The organism is Amycolatopsis jejuensis (assembly GCF_000717335.1).
Classification (GTDB): Bacteria; Actinomycetota; Actinomycetes; order Mycobacteriales; family Pseudonocardiaceae; genus Amycolatopsis; species Amycolatopsis jejuensis.
On the sequence record NZ_JNYZ01000009.1, the window covers coordinates 163527 to 181558 of the forward strand.

The window sequence follows — 18032 nt, forward strand, 5'->3', positions numbered from 1 at the left end:
CTTGCCGGGACGATACTTTTCGTGAAGGGGATGACCGACGGTGCCTGTCTACGACGCTGATTCGATGGCCATTGCGGCGCGTCAGGTGGAGAAGCTGAAAGACGAGTTCCGGAAGTCGAAGGACAAGCTCACCGGTATGGACCACGAGCGCGAGAGCCCGTTCGGCGGAATGGACGGCGCCGAGGACGCGCACAGTGCGGTCGGCGAGTTCAAGAAAGGCGTGCACAGCCAGTTCGACGCCGCCGGGCAGCACATGGACGCGCTCGCCGTCGCCATGCGCCGGGCGGCGGGCCTGATGACGGAAATGGACCAGGTCGCGAAGAGCGACATCACGGTCCACGAGGACAAGTGACCGGCGGGACGACAGGGGGAGCGAGCACGTGGCACTGACCGCGAACGGTGCCGGAACGCCGGACAACTGGAAGGCGTTCACGGACAAGGTCGACAAGGTCGCGAAGCTGAACGTCGACGCCATCACGAAGGCAGCCGACCAATTCCGCGGCGCCGCAACGGATGCCGGTGACCATTCGCAGGCGCTCGACAACACCACCAAGGCGCTCGACAGCAGCGTGTGGTCAGGTCCGGCGGCCGATTCGTTCTTCGATTACGTGCGTTCGGTACGCAGTGCCGGGGCGAAGGTGGAGGCGCACCTCGGCGACGTCGCCAACGATCTGAGCACGCTGGCGAAGAACCTGAGCGAGGTCAAGACGAAGGTCCACGACAAGCTCACCGGTGCCGAGGGCGCGGTCAACAAGCGCAACCAGGACGCGCAAACGGCAATGGACCAGGCCAATGCCGCGGCGAAAACCGCCGCGGAGCAGAAAAAACCCGGCCCGAACCCGAATGCCGACCAGATCAAGGCGAAAGCCAAGGAAGACATCAACGGCATCACCACCGAGTGGGACGGCCAGGTGCAGACCCTGCTCGACCAGGCAAACGGGATGATCTCGCAGTCGCAGACGCTGATGAAACAGCAAATCGACGGCGGCTACGACAAGGTCCCCCTGCCGGGCAGCAACGGCAAGGTGCCCCACAGCACGGGCGGGGTGCACACGAGCCACGGCGGTGGCGGCGGTGGCGGAGGAGGAGGGGGCGGGTTGGGCCCGAGCGGTGGGCCGCCGTCGTCGCCTCCCCCGGGGAATGTGCAGCAGTGGATCCAGGAAGCGATCAAGGCACTGCAGGCCGCCGGGGTCAACGTCACGGAAGCGGACATCCAGAACATCTGGGCAATCATCCAGCATGAGTCCGGTGGGAACCCGAATGCGATAAATAACTGGGATTCGAATGCTGCTGCCGGGCATCCGTCCAAGGGGTTGATGCAGTGTATTGACTCCACGTTCCAGGCGCACAAGCTGCCTGGCCACGACAACATCTACAACCCGGTGGACAACATCATCGCCGGGGTTCAGTATTCGATCGATCGGTACGGTTCGGTCGGGAATGTGCCGGGGATTCAGGCGATGGCCCATGGGGGCGCTTATCGCGGGTATTGATTGATGCGGCGGAGGCTGGCGATTGGCGGGCCGGGATCACGGGGTCGAGGCGGGCCGGGGTTGGCGGGGCGTGGACCGCGGTGGTCGAGGGCGGTGCCGGACCTGGGTGCTCGCGTGGTGGGTCGCTGGGGTCCGGTGTGGGCCGGGATTGCGGAGTCGCAGGGCGGCTGAGGGTGGTGGCGGCCGAAGGCGGCGCGGATCGAAGGGTGTGACGAGCGCGTGAGGTCGCGGACGGTGGCGCCGACGACAGCGCGGGTCATGCGCGGGCGCGGGATTGTAGGTACCGGCTAGACCAGCGAGCGGCCCGGAGGGGATCAGCGAGGCCACGAGCGACCCGGCAGGGAGCGGCGAGGTACCGGCGAGGTCGGGAGTGGCCCGGCCTGCGAGCGGCGAGGTACCGGCCATGCCCGGCAAGGGAGCGGCCTGGCCGGAGAGCGGCCTGGCCGGAGAGCGGCCTGGCCGGAGAGCGGCCCGGCCGGAGAGCGGCCCGGCCGGAGAGCGGCCCGGCCGGGGAACGGCCCGGCCGGGGAACGGCCCGGCAAGGGGAGCGGCCCGGCCGGGGAACGGCCCGGCGCCGCGGCGCGGTGGGTCGACCGTGGAGTGGGACCGCGGGCTGTGATGTCATGATCGCCGGACGTAGTGCGGGCCACAGACGTCCGCCAGGTGGCGGGGGTGCCCGTTAGCCTGGCCGCATGGTCGACATCGGTGCTTTCGGCGGGCCTGCTCTGCGGGCCGGCGTGCCTCCTTTTCACGTGATGGACGTGTTGTCTGCCGCGCAGGCTCGGCAGCGTAGTCATGGGGACCTTGTGTCGCTTGCTGCTGGGCAGCCGTCGGCGGGGGCGCCCAAGGCTGTTCTCCGTGCGGCGCGCGAGGCGGTCGACCGGCATACCCTCGGTTACACCGAGCAGCTCGGCATTCCTGAGCTGCGGGAGGCCGTCGCCGGGCATTATCTGCGTACCTATGGCCTTGAGGTCGCTGCGCAGGACGTTGTGCTCACCACTGGGTCTTCCGGGGGCTTTCTGCTGTCCTTTCTCAGCGCGTTCGACCCCGGGGCGCGCGTTGCGATGGCCCGGCCGGGCTATCCCGCGTACCGGAACCTGCTGAAGGTGCTCGGCTGCGAGGTCGTCGAGTTCGCCACCACCGTCGAGACCAATTTCCAGCCGACCGTCGACCAGCTCGACCGGCTCGGGCCGCTCGACGGGCTCATCGTCGCGAGCCCGTCCAACCCCACCGGGACCGTGCTGCCGCCGGGTGAGCTGGCGGCGATCGCCGGCTGGTGTGCGTCGCGCGGGGTGCAGCTCATCAGCGACGAGATCTACCACGGCATCTCCTACGGCAAACCCCTCGAGTGTGCGTGGCAATACAGCCGCGAGGCGCTCGTGCTCGGGTCGTTCTCCAAATACTTCGCGATGACCGGCTGGCGGCTCGGCTGGATGATCGTCCCGCAGCGGCTGCATCGCTCCGTCGACGTCCTCACCGGCAACTTCACCATCTGCCCGCCCGCGTTGTCGCAGTACGCGGCGGTCGCGGCGTTCACGCCGGAGTCGTACGCCGAGGCCGACGCGCACGTCGAGCACTACCGGCGCAACCGTGACCTGCTGTTCACCGGCCTGCGCGACATCGGCCTCGACAAGCTCGCCCCCGCCGACGGCGCCTTCTACGCCTACGCCGACGTCTCCGACCACACCACCGACAGCCTCGGCTGGTGCCAGCGCCTCCTCGCCGACACCGGCCTCGCAATCACCCCCGGCATCGACTTCGACCCGGTCGACGGTGGCCGCTACGTGCGGTTTTCCTTCGCCGGTGCCACCGAGGACGTGACCGAGGGCGTCCGCCGATTGGGGGCCTGGCTCGGGTGAAAGCCGGTCAGGGGAACCCGGAGATACCCCTGAACGTTGGCCGGATGGAGAGAGTTTCCGCGCCGCGGATGGCACGCTGGAGGGCACCGGGCCGACGTGGCGCGGGAACGGCATCGGAGGAGCCATGTTCTGGAAGATCGTCGGAGCGCTCATCGTGGCCTGGATCGCCTTCATGGTGCTCGGCTCGGTGATCGGCTTCGTGTTCAAGGCCGTGCTGTGGATCGGCATCATCGGCGGCGTGCTGTTCCTCGGCACGGCGGCGTACGGCGCGATCACCGGGAAGAAGGCGTCCAAGCGGATTTCCCGCTGACGCAGCTGGGGACGACCTGGCGACGGCTCCTGCAACCCAGGAGCCGTCGCAGCTCAGCGCCACGGCGCACTCGGATCAGGTCGGCTGTCCCAACGGGCGCGCACGGCGAATCGGCATGTCCCACCGGGTCTAGAAGGCAGCAGCATTCCGGCGCTGTTACCGGAAGCCGTTGAATCCGACGCGTCCGAAAGCGGCGTCCACGCCGCCGGACGAACGACGGTCAACCCGAACGTCGGCCCGGATCTGCTCGGGTGCTTCGCTGGTTTCTGCGATGTGCAAACCGGCGACAATGCGAGAAGACTTCACCGGAGTACGGACTCGCCACCATTTCGTGAGCATCGCGACACCGAATGAGCTCAGCCCGGAAAGGTTTCCCGGGTCGAAATGAGAAAAACTTTCGGGTTGAATCTTGCGCTGACAGCACGGCCACAAGCACCGAACAATTACCCGAAAGGCTTTTCGGGGAAGGATGTTTTGCACCTGAGTACCCTGAGTTGCTGCACTCAAGTGCCCTATGGCTGGGCGGGATCGGAGTAGTAGTGTCGACTGGCAGTTGGCAAGAATCCGACCACGCACCATTTCGTGGGGAACTCACCGGGGAGATCGATGTTTTCGAAGGGCAAGACACTCGCAGCGGCAACGGGGGCGGCGCTGGCTTTCACCCTCGCCGTTCCGATGGGGAACGCCTCCGCTATTGATTGGGTGCAGTGCAATAGCAAGGAGTACCTCCACCTGGTGTACGAGTATGACAGTGGTAAGGGCGCCAGCTGGGCGTGCTATGCGAACGGTGGACGGACCAATATCAACAGGTGGGTAAAGGAAATTCACACCGGAAACAACAACATCAGGTACCGAGACCACAACGGTGCCTTGATCACTTATCCGAAATGGACGGACAAGAAGTTTCCTAAAACCGTGAACATGGACTGGATCGAGATCGTTTGACCCGGGGCTCGCCAGGCGGAAATCCACGCGGGAGAGCCGGGTTCTGCTCGGCATCGTGAACCACGATCCGGTCAGGTTTGCGCACCCGAAGGCGCCGGGGCAGCAGGAAGAGCCTGCTGCCCCGGTCAGCCCAACGCGGCTCGGGCAGCTTCGGTGCCATCCCATACGTGCGCGCGGATCCCGGCTGCTCGCGCAGCCACCACATTGGACTCGCGGTCGTCGAAGAACAGGCAGTCGCCCGGTTCCGCGCTGAGGGTCTTCAACAGCAGCTGGTAGATCGTCGCGTCCGGCTTTGCGACCTTCAGGTCACCGGAGAACAGCGTGTGGCGGAACAGCTTCGCCCACTCCTGCTCGCGTACCCAGGCGCCGAACGCTGCGGGTGCGTTCGACAGCAGCGCGAGCGCTACCCCGGCTTCGGCCAGCGATTCCAGCAGGTCGAGCGACCCGGGGGCGAGCTGGCTCCAGCCGGCGACGTCGAGCGCGGTCAGCTCTGCCGACATCGCCTCGTCGACCTCCGCGCCCACCCGATCGCCGATCGACGTCCAGTACTCGAGGTCGGTGCCGCCGCGGTCGTACGCGTCCCGCAAGGCCCAGTACACGGGTTCGAACGTCTCCGGCTCGACGCCCATGGTGGCGGCCAGCTTCGGCGTCATGGAGCTGCGGGTGCTGAGCACCTCGCCGTAGTCGAACACGATCCAGTTGGTCACGAGCATTTCCCCCAAATCAGGCGCCGGTCTTGATCCGGCGCAGTGCTTCGTCGATGTCGGCGGACGACAGGTCTCGGTGGGTGACGAACCGGACCTTGCCCGCCATCGGCACGGCCAGGATGCCGAGTGAGCCCAGCCAGTGCAGGGCGGTCGGGATGTCCGGGACGCCGGCGAGCACGATGTTGGTGTCCGGCGCCGAGACGTCCCAGCCGTGCTCGGCGAGCCCGCCGGCCAGGCGTTTCGCGAACTCGTGCGATTCGGCGAGCTCGTCCACGCGGCCGAGCGCGACGAGGCAGGCGGCCGCGAGCACGCCGCCCTGCCGCACCCCGCCGCCGAGCATCTGCCGCATCCGGCGAGCCCGCTCGACGAACTCCACACTGCCCGCGACGACCGAGCCGACCGGCGCGCCGAGGCCTTTGCTGAAGCACGCCGACACGCTATCGACGCCGACCGTGAGCGCGGCGGGCGGTACCTGCAGTGCGACCGCCGCGTGCCAGATCCGCGCGCCGTCGAGGTGCACGGTGAGCCCGGCCTGCTTCGCGACCGACAGCAGCTGCGCGTGCTCGTCGGGCGGCGTGACTGCTCCGCCCGCCGCATTGTGCGTGTTCTCCAGGCACAACAACGTGGTGCGCAGCGAGTAGTACGGGCCGCTGGTGCCGGTTGCGGCGGCCAGCGTTTCCGGCGTGCAGCGCCCTGGACCTGCGTCGTGGTCGAGGATGTCCGGCATCCCGCCGGCCAGCCACGCGGCCGAACCGAGCTCGTTGTTGAGCACGTGGGCACCGCGCATGGCGAGGAAGCGGTCGCCGCGCTGCAGGTGCACGCTGAGCGCGATCAGGTTCGCCATCGTGCCGCTCGGCGTCCACAGCGCGGCCGGCATGCCCAGTACCTGCGCGGCCCGGCGTTCCAGCTCGGCGATCGTGGGGTCGGTGCCGATGACGTTGTCGTCGACCTCGGCCTCGGCCATGGCCCGCCGCATGACCGCGTCCGGACGGGTGACGGTGTCGGAGCGGAAGTCGATCTGCGGTCCAGTCCTGGTCACGGTCCGATCACATCACACTGGTACCCGCCGCATCAATGCGGCGGGGGGTGGAACGGATCCGGGGACTCGTGCAACCGTGGACGCCCCCGGATCCGTCCCCCGAGCGGACATGGCCAGAGCGGAGCTGTGTGGACCAGCGCGACGAACAGGAGTTCGCGGAGTACTTCGCCGCGAAGCGGGACGCCGTGCGCCGGACTGCGTACCTCCTCTGCGGCGATTGGCACAAGGCCGACGACCTGGCCCAGACGGCGTTCGTCGCACTGCACCGGAGGTGGAAGAAGATCAGAGACCGCGCGGCGACCGACGCGTACGTGCGCAAGACGCTGGTGCGTGCGGTGATCGACGAGTCCCGCCGGCCGTGGCGGCGCGAGCGGCAGACCGAGGTGCTGCCGGAACCCGTAGCCGACGGACCCGGGCTCGCCGACCGCGTCGCGACCCGCGAAGACCTGCTCGCGGCGTTGAAGGAGGTACCGCCCAAGCAGCGGGCGGTGCTGGTGCTGCGGTTCTTCGACGGGCTGGACGTCGGCGCCGCGGCGCAGGTGCTGAACTGCAGCGAGGGGAACGTGAAGAGCCAGACGGCGCGCGGGCTCGCGAACCTGCGTCAGGTGCTGAACCGGGAGGTGGAGACCAATGGATGAGCGCGAGGCCGAGACGTTGTTCTCCGGCGCGCCCGGCGAGGTGCCGCCCGCGACCTTCTCGGTGGACGACGTCGTCCGCCGCTCGAAGCGCGAGACGCTGCGGCGGCGCAACCGGGTCACCGCGGGCGCCGCGGCGGTGCTCGTGCTGGCCGGGTTCGGCGTCTGGGGGATTGTGGGCCTCTCGGGGGAAAAGTCCGATTCCATGGCGAATTCCGCCGCGGCACCCGCGCAACCCGGTGCATCAGCCGGACGTCCTCTGGGTACTGATGGGGAGAACTTCCCGGCTCAGCCGTCTCGGCAGGGAGACAGCGGGGACGGGAGGACCGGCCCCCGGGCCGAAGGCACCTCCGGGTGCGGACAGGTGGACTGGGAGCTCGCCACCGCCCTCGCTGGCGAGCTCCCAGGCCACTTGACCGCGGCGCAGGCGTCCCCGGGCAGCGTTTGCGCGCCAGGGGCGCGCGGCGCCGGGTTCCCGCTTCCGGACGGCATGATCGGCGCGGCCGTGTTCCCGCGGGGTGCCGTCGCCGTTCCCGCCCAGCCCGCCGGGGCAGTCACGGTGCGTCGCGAAACCGGTACCGGGGGGACTCTCGTACTGGTCAGCGTGCCCGGAACCACCGGGCACCCGGCACCGTATGCAACCGACCTGGACCGCTTCGCGGCCACCCTCGCCCCCCGGTTCTGACGGACGGCCCACGGGGTGGCTGGCACAATTCGGCCCATGACGGCAGCAGCCACGACCCCGAAGGGTGAGCGACGACGGGCGGCGCTCGTCGAAGCCGCCGCCGAGCTGCTGGCCTCGGGCGGTTTCGACGCGGTGCGGCACCGGGCCGTCGCCGAACGGGCCGGTCTGCCGCTTGCGTCCACCACGTATTACTTCGACTCGCTGGAAGACCTGGTCACCGCGGCGGTCGAACACCACGGACGAGTGGAGTTCGTCAACGGCCGCCGCAGGCTGGAGGAGCTGGCGACGCGCAACCGGGGCGTGCAGGCGACCGTGGATTTGGTGCTGGACCTGCTGCTGGGCCCGCCGAGCGGCGACCCGGAAGCCGACGCCGAGGCTGTCCTGCTGCGGTACGAACGCCTGGTCGCGACGGGTCGGCGGCCGTATCTGCGCCCGCTGATGCGGACGTTGTCACAGCAGCTCGACGAGCTGCTCACGGAGATCTTCGCGCGTTCCGGGACGCCGGTGACGAAGGACGAGCTGGAGCGGCTGGTCGCGCTGGTCGACGGTGCGGTGGTGAACGCGCTGATCGCGGTGGACCCGGCTCCGCGCGCGGCCGCGGCGCGGATGCTGCAGACCGCACTCGGGTCCGTCCAATAAGGACTAGCGGAGCGGGAGTACGCAGGTCGGCGAGCCCGCCGGGAAGCTTTGTACCTTCGCATTTCCCAGTTCTGCCAAGGGAAACGCCGAGATCGTGTCGTCGCGCATGGCGGCGACGTAGCAGATTCCGTCCACCACGGCGAAATGCCATGGGTAGGTGCCGCACGGCTGGTCGGCCGTCGCCTGCAGCGGAGAGCCGGTGAAGGACGTCACACAATCCGGGCCGCGGTTCGACAGGTAGACGCCGGATTCCCGCACTTCCAGGTGCGCCACCAGAGATTCGCCACCGGCTGCCGTCGCGGACGTCGTCGCGACCAGCTCGAACGCGCCCGGTGACGTCTCGCGCATCGTGATCAGCTCGCCGGACAGCTCCCCCACCACGTACGCCGCCGACTTGCCACGTACGAGCTGCCGCGGTCCGGTGCCCGGGGACAGCGCCGTGACGGCCAATGGCGTCAGTTTCCCGTCCGGGGACAGCGTGTAGCTGCGGATTTCGTCGGTACCCAGGTCGACGGCGCTCACCACCGAGCTGTCCGCCGACGACATTGCCATGTGCACGTGCGGGCTGTCCTGGCGAGCGGGTCGCGGGCCGCTCCCCTGGTGCTGCACCAGGTCCGTCTGCCCGTCGATCCGGCCGTCCGCGCGCAGGGCGAACACCGCGAGACTGCCGCCGGAGTAGTTGCCGCACAACAGGAATCGGCCGTTCGGGGGCACCGAGAGGTGGCACGGGTCAGCGCCGCCGGAGTCCACCACGTCCAGTGCGGTGAGGCCGTCGGCGACCGAAATGGACGTGATCTCGCCGTGGCTCGTTTCGTTGGCCGCGTACACCATCGGCAAGCTGGGGTGCTGGACCAGCCAGGTCGGCGAGACCATCGGCAACGTCGAGTCGAACGTGAGCTCGGTCCCGGTCCGCCGGAAAACCGAGATCCCGGTGCCGTTTCCGCCGGTTTCGGCAGTACGGCAGCCGACGAGCACAACGTCGCTCAACTAGCTCTCCCTCACCAGCGCGGCCACGCGGGCCCGGATGTCCTCGGTGGTTCCCCGGGTCAGCGCCGACCCGATGCCGCAGGCGACGGCGCCCGCTTCGAGCCAGCGTGGCACGTCCTCGGGAGCGATTCCACCCGTCGGCACGAGCGGCGCCTGCGGAAGTGCCGCGCGGACTTCCTGCACCCACTGCGGTCCGAGCGCCGAAGCCGGGAAAACCTTTACCGCGTCAGCACCTTCCTCCATTGCGCGCACGATCTCGGTGACCGAACCGGTCCCCGGGAAAGCCGCGACGCCGTACCGATGAGCGGTACGCAACACCTCGGCGTGCAGCGACGGGGACACGAGAAACTCCGCACCGGCGCGGATTGCGGCGGTTGCGGACGACTCGTCGAGCACCGTGCCCGCGCCGATCGTGGCGTCCGGGTACGCGGCGGCGAGCTCCTCGATAGCGGCGAGCGCACCCGAGTTCGTGAGGGGGATCTCGACCGAGCGCAGCCCGGCGTCGAGCACCGCGCGGGCAGCAGTGACGGCTGAGACGGCATCCGCCGTCCGTACGATTCCGACGACGCCCTGCCGTACCGCTGCACGCGTGATATCCCACCGGTAGCCCATGCCGGGGAGGCTAGCAGCGGCTCTGACCTGCGGGGGCCCGCGCGACGACCAGGTATCGTGTCCGCGTGACGCTCAAGCCCAGCATCCCCAACGTGCTCGCCGCCCGCTACGCCTCTCCCGAACTGGTGGCGCTCTGGTCGCCCGAACGCAAGGTGGTGCTCGAGCGGCGGCTGTGGCTTGCCGTGCTGCGGGCGCAGGCCGAGTTGGGCGTCGAGGTGCCCGACGGCGTGGTCGACGATTACGAGCGCGTGATCGAACAGGTCGACCTGGAATCGATTGCCGCCCGCGAGCGCGTCACGCGGCACGACGTCAAGGCCCGGATCGAGGAGTTCAACGCGCTCGCCGGGCACGAGCACGTGCACAAGGGTATGACGTCGCGGGACCTCACCGAGAACGTCGAACAACTGCAGCAGCTGCGTTCGCTCGAGCTGGTCCGCAGCCGAGTCGCCGCCGTGCTGTCCCGGCTGGCCGCGCTCGCCGTCGAGCACTCCGACCTGGTGATGGCCGGGCGTTCGCACAACGTCGCCGCGCAGGCGACCACCCTCGGCAAGCGGTTCGCCACGGCGGCCGACGAGCTGCTGGTCGCCTTCGCGCGGCTGGACAACCTCATCGAGCGGTACCCGTTGCGCGGTATCAAGGGCCCGGTCGGCACCGCACAGGACATGCTCGACCTGCTCGGCGACGAGTCCACTTTGGACGATCTGGAGTCCCGCATCGCCGAGCACCTCGGGTTCGGCAGCCGGTTCGTGAGCGTCGGCCAGGTGTACCCGCGGTCGCTCGACTTCGACGTGCTGTCCACTGTGGTCCAGCTGGCCGCGGCGCCGTCCAGCCTGGCCAAGACGATCCGGCTGATGGCCGGGCACGAGCTCGTCACCGAGGGCTTCAAACCCGGTCAGGTCGGCTCGTCGGCCATGCCGCACAAGATGAACACCCGGTCCTGCGAACGTGTCAACGGCCTCGCCGTGGTGCTGCGCGGGTACCTGTCGATGATCGGCGAGCTGGCCGGTGACCAGTGGAACGAGGGCGACGTCTCGGATTCCGTGGTGCGCCGGGTCGCGCTGCCGGACGCGTTCTTCGCGCTCGACGGCCTGCTGGAGACGTTCCTCACGGTGCTCGGCGAATTCGGCGCGTTCCCGGCCGTGGTCGAGCGTGAGCTTGATCGCTATCTCCCGTTCCTCGCGACCACGAAGGTGCTGATGGCGTCGGTGCGCCGTGGCGTCGGACGTGAAACCGCTCACGAGGCGATCAAGGAGAACGCCGTCGGCGTCGCGCTGGCGATGCGCGAGCGCGGGGCGGAGAACGACCTCCTCGACCGGCTCGCGGCCGACGAGCGGCTCCCCCTCGACCGCGCTGACCTCGACGAACTCCTCGCCGACCGGATCTCGTTCACCGGCGTGGCCCCGCGTCAGGTCGAGGAGGTCGCGCGGCGCGTGGAGGACGTGCTCAAGCGGTTCCCGGACGCCGCAGGCTATTCGCCGCAGCCGATCCTGTGATCGTCCGCACGACGCCCACGTACTGAGACGGTATTACTCGATCGGGCGAACTCCCTAACGTTCGCCCGATGAGAAAGATCCTCAGTGCCGTGCTCGCTGTCACCGCCACCGCGGGACTCGTCGCATGCGGTTCGCCGGACGCGTCCGGGCAGACGTTGCGCGTCGGCACCCTCGCCGACGCGCCGCCGAGCATTTACCTCGAAAACGGCCAGTTCACCGGCTATGACAACGAACTGCTGCGCGACATCGCCAAACGCGAGGGCCTGCAGGTCGAATTCGTCGGTACCGAATTCTCCGGTCTGCTCGCGAAGGTCGCCGGTGGTCAGCTCGACATCGGCAGTTCGACGATTTCCGCGACCAGCGCGCGGAAGAAGAACGTCGCTTTCACGAACGGGTACGACACCAGCTACACCACGATCGTCAGCAAGAAGGGGGCCGCGCTGCCCGGTCCGGAATCCGTCGCGGGCAAGCGGCTCGGCGTGGTGCAGGGGTCGGTGCAGGACGAGTTCGCGGGCAAGCTCGCCGGGGCCCAGGTCGTCCGGTTCCCCGACTACAACGCAGGTTTCGCGCAGCTGAAGACCGGTGCGCTCGACGGCTGGGTGGTGCCGAAGGACATCGGCCAGAAGTACTTCGACCAGAATCCGGCGGTTCCGCTCGAGTTCGGGTACACCGTGGCGGACCGGGACACGCCGTCGGCCTACGCGGTCGCGAAGTCGAACCCGGAGCTGCTGAAGAAGCTCAACGACGGACTGGCCAAGGCGATTGCCGACGGTACCGCGGCCCGGCTGCACGCGCAGTTCTTCAAGCAGGCGCCGATCGCGAAGGAGCTCGAACCAGGTGGTCCAGGCCTTCCGGTGACGAACGCGTGAAGAACGGGCAGACTGAGCGCATGAAGAAGTTGATCGTCACCGCAGTCGCAGCTCTCCTCGCCACCGGGCTCACCGCTTGCGGTGGCGGCGGGGAGCAGACCCTGCGCGTGGGCACCCTGAGCGATTCGCGGCCCAACGCGTACCAGGAGAACGGCGAATTCACCGGCTTTGACAACGCGCTGCTGAAGGATATCGCAGCGAAAGAGGGGCTGAAGCTGGAATTCGTATCCACCGACTTCTCGGCGCTGCTCGGGCAGGTCGCCAGCGGCCGGTTCGACATCGGCAGCTCGGCGATCGCGCAGACCGACGAGCGCAAGAAGACGGTGGCCTTCAGCGACCCGTACAACTATCAGTCGCTCGGCATCGAGGCGAAGGAGTCGGCGGGGATCACCGACGAGAACTCCTTGGCGGGCAAGCGGATCGGCGTGGTGCAGGGGACGGTGTCGGATACCTGGCTCGCGGCGAACGCCCCGGCCGCGGAGGCCGTGCGGTTCCCGAACGACGCGGCGGTGCTGAGCGCGCTCAAGTCGTCGGCCATCGCCGGTGCGGTGTTCGACCAGGTCTCCGCGGAGGACTACGCGCAGAAGAATGCCGGGCTGAAGGTCACGAAGGCGATCACCACCAACATTCCGCACGGGTACGCGGTGAAGAAGGGCAACAGCGATTTGCTGGCCAAGCTGAACGACGGCATCAAGAAGGCCATTGCCGACGGTACCTGGCAGAAGGTGCACCAGCAGTTCGAACCGGCCATTCCGGTCCCGGCGGATTTCACGAACAAGTAGCCCGATGGACCAGTTCTTCGACACCTTCCTCAAGTGGGAGTACATCTGGCAGGTCTTTCCCGACCTGCTGAAGACCGGCCTGCTCAACACGTTGATCCTGGCCGTGTCGTCGGCGTTGATCGGCACCGTGCTCGGCATGGTGGTCGCGGTGATGGGCCTGTCGGCGAAACGGTGGCTGCGCTGGCCGGCCCGGGTGTACACGGACATTTTCCGTGGCCTGCCCGCAATTCTCACCATTCTGGTGATCGGGCAGGGGGTCGGCACGCTCGCGCGCGGGCTCGTCGGCACGAATCCGTATCCGCTGGGGATCGCGGCGCTGAGCCTGATTGCCGCGGCGTACATCGGCGAGATTTTCCGGGCCGGGATCCAGAGTGTCGACAAAGGACAGCTGGAGGCGAGCCGCGCGCTCGGCATGAGCTACGCCAAGGCGATGCTGCTGGTCGTGATCCCGCAGGGCGTGCGGCGAGTGTTGCCTGCATTGGTGAACCAGTTCATTGCGCTGGTGAAGGATTCCACGCTCGTGTACTTCCTCGGGTTCGTGACGGAGCAGCGCGAGCTGTTCCGGATCGGGCAGGACCTCGCGGCGAACACCGGTAACCTGTCGCCGCTGGTCGCGGCCGGAATGGTGTACCTGGTGATCACGATTCCGCTCACGCATCTGGTCAACTACATCGACCGGCGGCTGCAGACCGGCGGCAAGGTGCGGCCGGGAACCGGGCAGAGCAACGAAATGACGGCAGGAGTAGCGGGATGACCGCCGCGGTGCGATCGTCCTCTGTGGAGCTTCGCGACATCCACGTCCGCTTCGGCACGCTGGAAGTGCTGCGCGGGGTCGACCTGAAGGTGGCGAGCGGACGGACCACGTGCATCATCGGCCCGTCCGGCTCGGGTAAGTCCACCCTGCTGCGCTGCGTGAACCGGCTGCAGGAACCGGACCGGGGTGACCTGCTGCTCGACGGCGAAAGCGTGATCACCGCCGACCCGGACGAGCTGCGCCAGCGCGTGGGCATGGTTTTTCAGCACTTCAACCTGTTCGGCCATCGGACGGTGCTGGACAACATCGTGCTGCCGCTGCGAAGTGTCCGCCGGCTGTCCAAAGAGGACGCCATCGAGGTGGCGCGGACGCGGCTGGCGGAGGTCGGCTTGGCGGACAAGGCGCCGTACCGGCCGTCGGCGCTCTCGGGTGGCCAGCAGCAACGGGTGGCGATCGCGCGGGCGCTGGCCATGGAACCCGAGGTGATGCTCTTCGACGAGGCGACCAGCGCGCTGGACCCGGAACTGGTCAAGGGAATTCTGGACCTGATGGCCGGGCTGGCTTCGCGGGGTCTCACGCTGATCGTGGTGACCCACGAGATGGGCTTCGCGCGGAGTGTCGCCGACGAGGTGGCGTTCATGGATGCCGGGCGGATTGTGGAGCAGGGAACGCCGGAGAAGATCTTCGACGCGCCGGAAAGCCCGCGGTTGCAGCAATTCCTGTCGCAGGTGCTGTGATTCACTGCCGTACCTCGACCGGTTCGTGCGTTTCCGCGCCTGCGGTCCACAGCTCGTCGAGGTGGCTGGACAGCTCCGGCTTCGGCTGGATTGCGTAGGCGCAGCCGACGTACACCAGCACGTTCACCAGGAGCGCAGCGACCCCGGAGGTCAGGCCGCCGAGCCAGGGAATCGACACCGGGTACGCGATCTGGAGCGCGGCGGCGGTGGTGAATCCGCTGATCATTCCGCCGACCGCGCCCACGGCATTGCCGCGCTTCCAGAAGATCCCGAGCAGCAGCGTGGGCGCGAGTTGCACAATTCCTTGGTATGAAACGAGAGCGAGGGCAAGCAGTCCGGACGTCACGTGCGCGGTGAACAGTGCGGCGAAGCCCGAAATCGCGGTTACGGCAACCACGGCGATCTTTCCCGTCCGGGCACTGTGGACTCGCGTTCCGGAAATCGCGCCGACAATGTCGTTTGCGGCCAACGTTCCCGCGGCCTGCAGGTTGGCCCCGACGTTGCCCATCGTGGCGGCAACAACGCAGATACCGACGATGGTGAGCAGACCGACGCCGCCGACCTGCGCGACGGTGAACCACACGCGGTCCGGAGCAGCGGCGACCTCGGGCATGCTTGCCGCCAAGAACGCCACCAGCAACACGGCGGTACCGAAGATCAGCAGGAGCGGGGCGGCCTGAACTGCGGTTTTGCGGACGGTGCGGGCGCTGTTCGCGGTGAAGAGCCGCATGAAGATGTCCGGCCAGCACCAGGTGCCGAGCGCGCCGGTGAGGACGATGGACACCGCGTAGAGCGGCCCGAGCGAGCTGCCCGCGCCGGGGAGGGTGAAGAACGACGGCGGGACCTGGTCGAATCCGTGGCCGTTGGTGATCAGCCAGACGATCAGGCCGACCGCGACGACGGTGCCGACGAAATACGCGAAAATACCTTGCACCAGGTCGCTGATGATGATTCCGCGCATGCCGAAGCGGACGGTCCAGATCTGGCGGATGCAAATGAACAGAACGCTGATCAGCACGGCGCCGAGCGGAATGATCGCGCCGAAGGAAAGGGTTTCGAAAACGAGCGCGAGTGATTGCATTCCCAGGACGATCCACGGGATGGTCGCAATGGTCCCGATTGCCGCGGACACGATTTGCACGGTCCTGGACCGGTATCGGAGCCGGAGCAGATCCGATTGGGTGCGGAGATCGTATTTCCGGCCCCAGGTGTGTACGTGCGGGGCGAGCGCGTACATCAGGAACATGCCGAGCAAGGAGTACGCCACCAGGTAGAACCCGATCAGGCCGGAGGCGGCGGCGAGCCCGGCGAAGGAGATGAACACCGTGCCCGGCAGGAAGGTGTTGAGGTAGGCCATGGTCCCGTAGAACGGGCCGAACGAACGGCCTGCGGTGGAATACTCGCTGAAATCGGCGTCCGTTTTCCTGGTCTTCTCCATGACGAGCGTGACCAGCACCAGAAACAAGCCGATTCCGGCGTATCCGATGAACATCTGCATGGTCAGTTCCGTTTCGGGTAGGCGGCGAGGTAGCCGATTGCGTCCCGGGCATCCGACAGCACCTGCCGGGAGATTTCGCCGGCGATCAGTTCCTCGTTTTCCCCGGCCGCGGCAACGCGGCGGCCGAACGGGTCGGCGAGTGTGCTGTACCCGGAAAAGACCGGGCCGGCTTGGTTGGCGTAGGCGAGGTAGAGCTGGCTTTCGAAGGCCCTGGCCGGAATGACGGTGCGCGGGACGATCGTGGTGTCGAGGGGATGGGGCGCTCCGGCGACCGGTGGCCGCAGCGGAACGGCAGTGGGTACCAGCAGGAGCTCGGCACCGCGGAGGGCGAGATCGCGGACGAACTCGGGGAATTCGACGTCGAAACAGATCCCGAGGGCAGTGGCCCAGCCGTTGACGTCGACGATTTCGGGAACCTGCTCTCCCGGGTCGAACACCGCAGGCTCGTCCGGGCCGAAGAGGTTCCGTTTGCGGTAACGCGTGGTTTCCTTGCCGTCCGGGCCGAAAAGCGACCCGGTGATGAAGCGTTTTCCGGCGTCGTGTTCCACGGTCGACGCCGCAATCCAGATCCCGTTCTCCGCCGCTGCCTGCTCGACGACCTCGCGTGCCGCCTGGCCGTCGACAGCCGCGACCTCGCGCGGGGAATACGAGCACAGGAACAGTTCCGGGGTCACCAGAACGTCGGCGCCCTGCGCGCTCGCCGACCAGGCGGCGTGGGCGAGCCGGGCCGCGTTGCGCGCGAACCCGTCCGGCGCACTGGTCGCCTGCAAAACCGCGATCTTCATCGGGAGGTCACGCTCCACTAACTGCTCCGGGTGCTGCTCCGAGTAGGTGCCGGAACGTTCCGGCACGCTGGCAGGAAGGGTGCCACGAGGTTTCGGCCGCCGTCAAGACCAGGGATTTCGGTATGGTTGATCCGGTCGGGACGAGGCGGGAGAGGTGGGCGGCAGGTGACCGCGGCGAAGACGATCGTCGACATTGCGCGCGAGCTCGGCCTGTCGAAGACCACGGTCGCCGATGCCCTCAAGGGCACCGGCCGGGTGGCTCCGGCAACCCGGGAGCGCGTACGGCAGCTGGCGGACGCCTCGGGGTATCGGCCCAACAAGTCGGCCCGGCAGCTGCGCACGCAGGCTTCGGAGACGATCGGCCTGTACATCGGCGCGGACGTCCGGAACATGCCGTTCTACATGCCGTTCACCTTCGGTGCGCTGGAGGAAGCGGCCGCGCACGGCTTCGACATGACGCTGGTGACGCATCCGCCCGGCGGCGCGCACGGGCAGCTCGCGGGTGCCGTGGTCATCGACGCGCTGCCGGACGACCCGGTGCTCCAGGGCGTTCTGGGGATGGCGGTGCCGGTCGTGTCGGCCGGGCGGTTGATGGCCGCGCGGACCAAGGCGGCCGGTCTGGTCGAGATCGATTACGCGGCCACCACCACGCGGGCGTTCGACCTGCTGGCCTCACTCGGGTCGGCGAGTCCGGTCCTGTTCGCGCCGCTGAAGCGGGATCCGTTCGCGTGGTGTGAATTGATCGTCGACGGGTACACGAAGTGGTGCGAAAACCGCGGTATCAAGCCGCTCACGCTGCGGCTTTCGCCGTACGCCTCCAATGTGGAGCTGGAAAAGGTGCTCGACACCGCGCTCGACCGGACCGAAACCGACGGGTTGTTCTTTGCCTGGCAGGACGTCGCGGATCGTGCGCAGGCCATGCTGGTCCACAAGCTCAAGGGAAGCCGGGTGCTGAAAACGGGTTGCCTGGTCGATTCGTACCTCGAGGACGCGCACTACCCGCACGACGTACTGGTGGACCTCGGCGCCCATTCCTTCGGCCGCGACGCCATCCGTGCGTTGAAGCTCGTGCTGGACGGTTCGGGTCCGGTCCGGCAGCAGCATCCGGCGCGGGTGCTCGCTCCGCAGCAGCTGTCACAAACCCGTTCCGAACCGTAGATCCTCTGTCGCATCGGCGGCGTGATCGATTTCTAGCGTGGACTC

General features: G+C 67.9%; 20 protein-coding genes. 14 read left to right on the forward strand and 6 right to left on the reverse strand.

Going from position 1 to position 18032, the window contains the following annotated elements:
- Positions 1-40 precede the first annotated feature (40 nt).
- The 5 genes from OO71_RS13285 to OO71_RS13310 all read left to right on the forward strand — a co-directional run bounded on the left by OO71_RS13285 (position 41) and on the right by OO71_RS13310 (position 4607).
- Entirely contained in the window at positions 41-352 is a 312-nt protein-coding gene (locus tag OO71_RS13285) for a hypothetical protein (RefSeq protein WP_033290053.1), read from the forward strand.
- 28 nt (positions 353-380) lie between these two features.
- On the forward strand, positions 381-1493 hold the full coding sequence (locus OO71_RS13290; RefSeq protein WP_033290054.1) for a transglycosylase SLT domain-containing protein: 1113 nt from the start codon (positions 381-383) through the stop codon (positions 1491-1493).
- A 692-nt stretch (positions 1494-2185) separates the two neighbouring features.
- Complete coding sequence (locus OO71_RS13295; protein WP_033290055.1) at positions 2186-3352, forward strand: pyridoxal phosphate-dependent aminotransferase; 1167 nt, start codon at positions 2186-2188, stop codon at positions 3350-3352.
- Between the two features lie 124 nt (positions 3353-3476).
- Entirely contained in the window at positions 3477-3662 is a 186-nt protein-coding gene (locus OO71_RS13300) for a hypothetical protein (RefSeq protein WP_033290056.1), read from the forward strand.
- Between the two features lie 606 nt (positions 3663-4268).
- The gene (locus OO71_RS13310) at positions 4269-4607 is read left to right on the forward strand and encodes a beta/gamma crystallin domain-containing protein (protein WP_033290058.1); all 339 of its coding nucleotides are present in this window, start codon (positions 4269-4271) and stop codon (positions 4605-4607) included.
- 125 nt (positions 4608-4732) lie between these two features.
- Here OO71_RS13310 and OO71_RS13315 read toward each other — a convergent pair whose 3' ends face one another.
- Both OO71_RS13315 and OO71_RS13320 read right to left on the reverse strand, forming a co-directional pair.
- Positions 4733-5260, reverse strand: coding sequence for an HAD family hydrolase (locus OO71_RS13315; protein WP_425388673.1), 528 nt, complete (start codon positions 5258-5260; stop codon positions 4733-4735).
- A 70-nt stretch (positions 5261-5330) separates the two neighbouring features.
- Positions 5331-6353: a threonine aldolase family protein gene (locus OO71_RS13320; RefSeq protein WP_033290060.1), complete on the reverse strand. Its 1023-nt coding sequence runs from the start codon at positions 6351-6353 to the stop codon at positions 5331-5333.
- A gap of 128 nt (positions 6354-6481) precedes the next feature.
- Here OO71_RS13320 and OO71_RS13325 point away from each other — a divergent pair, with 128 nt between their 5' ends.
- From OO71_RS13325 to OO71_RS13335, 3 genes are read left to right on the forward strand one after another with little or no spacing between them, the layout of a single operon-like run.
- Positions 6482-6991, forward strand: coding sequence for a SigE family RNA polymerase sigma factor (locus tag OO71_RS13325; RefSeq protein ID WP_033290061.1), 510 nt, complete (start codon positions 6482-6484; stop codon positions 6989-6991).
- A complete protein-coding gene (locus tag OO71_RS13330) occupies positions 6984-7673 on the forward strand; it encodes a hypothetical protein (protein ID WP_033290062.1) in 690 nt (229 codons plus the stop codon). Before OO71_RS13325 ends, OO71_RS13330 begins: the two co-directional genes overlap by 8 nt.
- Before the next feature lie 36 nt (positions 7674-7709).
- Complete coding sequence (locus OO71_RS13335) at positions 7710-8312, forward strand: TetR/AcrR family transcriptional regulator (protein ID WP_033290063.1); 603 nt, start codon at positions 7710-7712, stop codon at positions 8310-8312.
- A gap of 3 nt (positions 8313-8315) precedes the next feature.
- On the opposite strand, the gene OO71_RS13340 is transcribed toward OO71_RS13335, so the two are convergent.
- Positions 8316-9299: a lactonase family protein gene (locus OO71_RS13340; protein WP_033290064.1), complete on the reverse strand. Its 984-nt coding sequence runs from the start codon at positions 9297-9299 to the stop codon at positions 8316-8318.
- Positions 9300-9911: a bifunctional 4-hydroxy-2-oxoglutarate aldolase/2-dehydro-3-deoxy-phosphogluconate aldolase gene (locus OO71_RS13345; RefSeq protein WP_033290065.1), complete on the reverse strand. Its 612-nt coding sequence runs from the start codon at positions 9909-9911 to the stop codon at positions 9300-9302.
- A gap of 65 nt (positions 9912-9976) precedes the next feature.
- On the opposite strand from OO71_RS13345, the gene purB reads away from it, so the two are divergent.
- The 5 genes from purB (at position 9977) to OO71_RS13370 (ending at position 14546) form a co-directional block, all read left to right on the forward strand.
- On the forward strand, positions 9977-11404 hold the full coding sequence (gene purB / locus OO71_RS13350) for an adenylosuccinate lyase (protein WP_033290066.1): 1428 nt from the start codon (positions 9977-9979) through the stop codon (positions 11402-11404).
- Positions 11405-11472: 68 nt separating this feature from the next.
- The gene (locus OO71_RS13355; protein WP_033290067.1) at positions 11473-12273 is read left to right on the forward strand and encodes a substrate-binding periplasmic protein; all 801 of its coding nucleotides are present in this window, start codon (positions 11473-11475) and stop codon (positions 12271-12273) included.
- Between the two features lie 20 nt (positions 12274-12293).
- Entirely contained in the window at positions 12294-13055 is a 762-nt protein-coding gene (locus OO71_RS13360) for an ABC transporter substrate-binding protein (RefSeq protein WP_033290132.1), read from the forward strand.
- A gap of 4 nt (positions 13056-13059) precedes the next feature.
- Positions 13060-13809 (forward strand): amino acid ABC transporter permease, encoded by a 750-nt coding sequence (locus OO71_RS13365; RefSeq protein WP_033290068.1) that lies wholly within the window; start codon positions 13060-13062, stop codon positions 13807-13809.
- Positions 13806-14546, forward strand: coding sequence for an amino acid ABC transporter ATP-binding protein (locus OO71_RS13370; RefSeq protein ID WP_033290069.1), 741 nt, complete (start codon positions 13806-13808; stop codon positions 14544-14546). Before OO71_RS13365 ends, OO71_RS13370 begins: the two co-directional genes overlap by 4 nt.
- A 1-nt stretch (position 14547) precedes the next feature.
- On the opposite strand, the gene OO71_RS13375 is transcribed toward OO71_RS13370, so the two are convergent.
- A complete protein-coding gene (locus OO71_RS13375) occupies positions 14548-16044 on the reverse strand; it encodes a sodium:solute symporter family protein (protein ID WP_051791513.1) in 1497 nt (498 codons plus the stop codon).
- A gap of 2 nt (positions 16045-16046) precedes the next feature.
- Positions 16047-16847, reverse strand: a complete 801-nt coding sequence (locus tag OO71_RS13380) for a nitrilase-related carbon-nitrogen hydrolase (RefSeq protein WP_211260511.1) — start codon at positions 16845-16847, stop codon at positions 16047-16049.
- A gap of 147 nt (positions 16848-16994) precedes the next feature.
- On the opposite strand from OO71_RS13380, the gene OO71_RS47335 reads away from it, so the two are divergent.
- Positions 16995-17987 carry a LacI family DNA-binding transcriptional regulator gene (locus OO71_RS47335; RefSeq protein ID WP_051791514.1) on the forward strand — a complete coding sequence of 331 codons (993 nt, stop codon included), beginning with the start codon at positions 16995-16997 and terminating at the stop codon, positions 17985-17987.
- Positions 17988-18032: the final 45 nt, after the last annotated feature.